The organism is Kineobactrum sediminis (assembly GCF_002868715.1).
GTDB lineage: Bacteria > Pseudomonadota > Gammaproteobacteria > Pseudomonadales > Halieaceae > Kineobactrum > Kineobactrum sediminis.
In genome coordinates this window covers 1-1,272 of the sequence record NZ_PKLZ01000028.1, presented here as the reverse complement: position 1 = coordinate 1,272, position 1,272 = coordinate 1, and the positions used below count along the sequence as shown (strand labels likewise).

At 61.4% G+C, this 1,272-nt stretch carries 2 protein-coding genes; both read right to left on the bottom strand.

Translation table 11 applies throughout. The features are described from left to right. A partial coding sequence (locus CWI75_RS18295; protein ID WP_146003633.1) for a hypothetical protein occupies nucleotides 1–296 on the bottom strand: 296 nt, incomplete at its 3' end. Beyond that, the coding region (locus CWI75_RS18170) for a VCBS domain-containing protein (protein ID WP_193817268.1) at nucleotides 233–1,272 on the bottom strand (1,040 nt) is incomplete at its 5' end. The genes CWI75_RS18295 and CWI75_RS18170, both read right to left, overlap by 64 nt.

Below are 1,272 nucleotides of genomic sequence, written 5' to 3'. Positions count from 1 at the left end.
ATGATCAGGGTGCCGTAGGTGCCGGTGACGGTGTCGCCAGCGGCAACGGCGTTACCGTTAACGCTAATGGTGGCCGGGCCGTCAGCAGCTGCGAAGCTAAAGCTGCCCGTGGTGGTTTCACTATCGGCCGCGGCATCGGAGCCCGCAGGCAGGCCGGCTTCGGAAACGCTGGTGCCGGCATCCTGCACAGTCGGCAGGTTAACAGTGACATCGCTGTTGCCGAGGCTGACGATCAGTGTCGCTGTAGAGGTATCGCCATCCGCATCGCGCAGGGTGTAAGTAAAGGCGTCATCCACGCCACCGGGGTGCCGGCATCGCGCGCATAGCTGTAGCTGCCATCGGCGTCGATGGTGAGCGTACCGTATGGGCCCTGGATATCCGTGCCAACGGTGGCGGCATCGTTCAGTGCAGTGCCAGTATCGCCAGGAGCGACACCGAATACCGCTGCGCCGTCGGCGCCCGCAACATCTTCCACACCCTGGTCGTTGGCGGCAAACACATTGCCGGAAACAGGATCATAGGAACCTGCCGCAACCAGTGCAGTGTCATCAGCAGCGGTCGGTTCGTCGTCGATGATGTTGATGGCCAGGTTGCCGTTGGCAGCATCGCCATCCGCATCAGTCACCACAATAGCGAAGTTATCGCTAGTGTCATCACCGTTGGTAGCAACGTCCAGCGTATAGGTATAGGCAACCGTGCCGGCGGCTATGCTGGTGATGGTCAGGGTGCCGTAAGTGCCGCTGACGGTGTCGCCAGCGGTGACTGTTGCACCATTGACAGTAATAACCGCCGGGCCGTCAGCAGCTGCGAAGCTAAAGCTGCCCGTGGTGGTTTCACTATCGGCGGCGGCATTGGAGCCCGCGGCCAGACCGGCTTCGGAAACGATTGTGCCACTGTCTTCAACGCTGGGCAGATTAACGGTGACGTCGCTGTTGCCGAGGCTGACTACCAAAGTGGCTGTAGAACTGTCGCCATCGGCATCACGCAGAGTGTAGGTGCAGGTGTCATCTACACCACCGGGGGTGCCGGGATCACGCACGTAGCTGTAAGTGCCATCAGTGTTGATGGTGAGGACGCCGTATTGGCCCTGGATGGCCTTGCCAACCGTGGCGGCATCGTTCAGTGCAGTGCCAGTATCGCCAGGAGCGACACCGGAGATGGCCGCGCCATCGGCGCCCGCAACATCTTCCACGCCCTGGTCGTTGGCCGCAAATACATTGCCAGTGACGGGGTCGAAGGAACCCGCCGCAACCAGCGCAGTGTCATCGGCAG